General features: G+C 61.5%; 3 protein-coding genes. All 3 read right to left on the bottom strand.

Translation table 11 applies throughout. The annotated features are described in order from the left end of the window. Positions 1-86: 86 nt before the first annotated feature. The 3 genes from M0412_RS26360 to M0412_RS26350 are packed head-to-tail and all read right to left on the bottom strand — an operon-like array spanning position 87 to position 3681. Entirely contained in the window at positions 87-1091 is a 1005-nt protein-coding gene (locus M0412_RS26360; protein WP_269704331.1) for a site-specific integrase, read from the bottom strand. Then, complete coding sequence (locus M0412_RS26355) at positions 1088-2455, bottom strand: tyrosine-type recombinase/integrase (RefSeq protein WP_269704329.1); 1368 nt, start codon at positions 2453-2455, stop codon at positions 1088-1090. Before M0412_RS26355 ends, M0412_RS26360 begins: the two co-directional genes overlap by 4 nt. Continuing rightward, complete coding sequence (locus M0412_RS26350) at positions 2452-3681, bottom strand: site-specific integrase (protein ID WP_269704327.1); 1230 nt, start codon at positions 3679-3681, stop codon at positions 2452-2454. The genes M0412_RS26355 and M0412_RS26350 overlap by 4 nt, the downstream gene beginning before the upstream one ends. Between the last annotated feature and the right edge of the window lie 136 nt (positions 3682-3817).

Raw genomic sequence — 3817 nt, 5'->3', positions numbered from 1 at the left:
ACTAATCACGAGGTCGTCGTAATGCGGAGGAGCGCGGCCTGATCGGCGGATTTTCGCCGTTCTTGTCGATGTTCCTCCGCATTATTTCAGAGTGTGTCGAGCCAGGCGAGCACGCTGGCATCGCGCTTCCAGGATGGCTGGCTGCCGGGTGTGGCTGGAACGGCGACCTTTTCCAGGGCTTTCCGCTTCGTTTCCAGATTGGCCCTGGCATAGTGGTTGGTCGTGTCGAGGCTGACATGACCGAGCCAGCTTCGGATGACCGTAATGTCGACGCCGGCCGAGATGAGGTGCACGGCGGTGGCGTGCCGGAAGGCGTGTGGCGTTACGTGCTTGGCACGCAGCGTTGGCATGGTTTCGGCCGCCGCCTTCACGTAGGCGGCGAGCTTGAACCGGACCCCGGAGGCGCTGAGCGGCTCGCCATAGCGGTTGACGAACAGCCGCTGGTCGGGCGCCCGTGGTTGCCGTTCAAGCAGTTTCCGCAGCAACATCACGGTTTCTGGCCAGAGCGGACAGATACGTTCCTTCCGTCCCTTACCGGTCAAACGCACGCAACTCGGGCTTTCGAACCGGATTGCTTCTGGGCAAAGGTCGAGCGCTTCCTGTATTCGTGCGCCGCTGTTGTAGAGGAACGAGAGCAGCGCATGATCCCGCATGCCCTCAATGGTCGAACGATCTGGCTGAGCGAGGATCGCCGTCACTTCCGCCGGATCCAGATAGCTCGGTTCCGACACCGGAGCGCGCTTGATCGGTATGTTGAGGATTTCCACGCATTGCGCGATCGATCCAGGATCCCTTGTGGCCACGAAGTGGAAGAAGCTGCGGATCGCCGCAAGCCGGCAGTTGCGCGTGCCGATCGTACCGCCACGGTCATGTTCGGCGTGACTGAGGAACGCGGCGACCTCGCTGGCGGCCAGATCGGCCAGCGTGATCATAGCCACCTTCTTCCCAGTACGCTGGGCGACGAACCGGAGCAACAACCGCCAGGTATCGCGGTATGATCGGACTGTATGGATGGATGCGTTGCGCTGCTCGACCAGCCATTCGTAGAAGAACGCGCGCAGCAGGGCCGGGAACCGGTCAACCTTGCTCATGGCCGCATCTCCTGCCCCATGCTGAGGCACGGTGCGCCAACTGCCCGGAACCGCTCATTCGCGTAATGCAGCAGCTCCTGCGTGACGGTGATGTAGACCAATGTAGAGTTGATATCCCTATGGCCGAGATAGGTCGCGAGGAACGGCAGGCGATCCTGCGGGTTGATGCCCGTCCGGTACCATTCCAGGATTCTGTTCACGACCATCGAGTGGCGCAGGTCATGAACGCGAGGGCCCGCTTTTCCTCGCAATGGCTTCAACCCAGCGCGACGTATGACGTCAGAGAGCAACCACGTGATCATTTCCGGCGTGTAGTGACCGTCGCCTCGCTCGTGCCAGAACAAGCCGGAGCGCGCGTCCTGTGATCCACCGGCACGACGCCGTGCATCGACGTAGGCGCGAAGCTCGACTACAACGCTGTCGGGAAGCGGCAGTATCCGAGTCTTGAAGAACTTGGTCTGCCGGACGGTTACCGTACCGTCCCGCAGGTCAACGTCACCAAGATCGAGCCGGGCAAGCTCGCCGCGCCGCAAGCCTGCGCAATAGGCCAGCAGCAGCATTGTGTACATGCTCAGCGGCCGAAGCGGCACCCGTGGAGACGGATAGGTGCGGGCAACCTCGAGCATCCGCCGCACGTCGGCAGGCGAGTAGATATGAGCCTTTCGCCATTGCCTGGCCGCCTCCTTCCTCGGTCTCGGGTCCGGTCGCCGCACAGGTATCGACGGGTCGCGGTGACGAAGGATTTTCGCAAAGACGCGTTTGAGCTTTTCGCATTCCTCCACTTGGTGACGCGTGACATTCGTTGCCGCCCATCGATCAACCATGGCGCTCAGCGGTTCGGCCTCCGGTCCCGGATGCAGCTGCAGGAACCGGTCGAACCGCAAGAGCAACAGGGGCTGCGAAGTGTATTTGTATCCTCTGCGCCGCATCATCGCGACATGCTCAGCCATCATTTCGCCCAGCACGCTGCCGAACGGCCTGGGCTGGCGCAGTTCGGCGAGAGCCTGTTCCGGATCCCGCGACGCCAATGCCCGCCAGATGGGCATGCACTGCTTGATATTGCACGCATCTCGCAGAGCGGTGACGGGATTGCGTTCGATCGCGCCGATTTCCACCAGGCGTTCGAGGAACCGGTCAATGATGCGGGTGCGGTGTAGCCGCGTCGTCGCTGCCCAGCATTCGGCCGATTTACGCAGCCACGCAATCAGCACTTCCTGACCGAGTGCATCGTAACGTTCGGCCACATCCTGGAAGCCATGCAGGACCTGCCGATAACAGGCTCGGCTTTTCATGCTGTGCAGATCAAGGATCGCGACATGGCGGTCAATGATCGCGCGGTCGGGATCGGGCCAGCGGGCGGTCATGCCAGCACCTCCATTCCCGGCACGTCAAGCGCAATGGCCCTGAGGTCCTCGGTGGCGAGCTTGAGGTAGGGAGCCGTCGATCCCGTCGAACGGTGCCCCAGCACGTCGCCGATGACCTTTTGAGGCACCGCGACCCGCAACATCTCAACAGCGCGCGCATGGCGGAAGATATGGGGTCCACACTTACCAGGCGGTTGGACACCAGCGTCACGGAGCCACCGGCGAACCACGCTGTAAAGCTTGTCGAGCTTGCGATAGGGCGCGCGCGTGCGGAGGAAGATTTCCCTGGCGTCCGTCACGGGCCGCCCGGAACGCAGATAAGCAAGCAACGCTTCACCGACCGGCTCCATCAGGGGCAGCGATGTGCTGGCCCGCGTCTTGTGGTGGCGAACATGGATGGCTTCCGTCCGCCAGTCGATGTCCTCGATCCGCAGATTGCGGATCTCTCCAGACCGTAGCCCATATGTTGCAAGGAGTTGCAGGATTGCATGGTCCCGCAGCCCCGCTGGCGTCTTGTCCGCCCTCGCGGTTTCCAGCACCGCGGCGATCTGGTCTCGCTCCAGGATTGAGGGCACTCCTTCATATGCATAAAGCGTCGGAGCTATCACATGCCCTGACAGGTCCGTTGTGACGCGACCCGTGATGTGGAGATATCGCAGCAGCGAGCGAAGCCGCTCTGCGACAGACTTCAGCGAGCAGCGCGTCAGTTTCGGCGCGCGCAGATCCATGTAACGGTCTACGTCAACGACGCTCAGCCCCGCCAAGCCGCCGCTTCCGTAATCGATCTGCCAGGCAAGAAAGTTCCGGGCTTCCCACATCAGCGCTGCGACGCTGGAGCGAGCCAACCCGCGTTCCTCACGCAGCCAGATTTCGTATTCGTCACAAACTGCAAATCGGGCCACATCGGCCGCGCAGATAGGCTCGATTGCTGGCGGCCATTGACCGTGAGCAAGTCGCAACAGCGCATGAATTCCGGAGCGCGGAACCTCGTGCCAGCGTGCGCCGGGACGTCGACCACGCTCCTTTTCGAACTTTACGATCGCGTGCCGCAGGTATTGCTCTACCTGCACGTCGATCACGTCTGCGACCAGGATGCCCCGCTGTCCCAGATAATCGAGAAATCCAGATGCGTAGGTGCAGTAATTCCTCACCACGACCGGGCTGTATCGCTGACTGATAAGGGAGGAATTGAGTGCGGCAATTAGTTCGTGACGGATATAGGGCATTGGCGAGTCCTCTGTTGGTCGATTGACCCGCAGAGGTTCGGCACCGAATAATGCAAAGCAAGCCGATCGGAAAACAGCGAAAATCCGCCGATCAGGCCGCGCTCCTCCGCATTACGACGACCTCGTGATTAGTCAA

This window comes from Agrobacterium sp. O3.4 (assembly GCF_041414895.1).
Classification (GTDB): domain Bacteria; phylum Pseudomonadota; class Alphaproteobacteria; order Rhizobiales; family Rhizobiaceae; genus Agrobacterium; species Agrobacterium cucumeris.
Note: the sequence above shows the minus strand (reverse complement) of the source record. Positions and strands in the feature narration are given on the sequence as shown.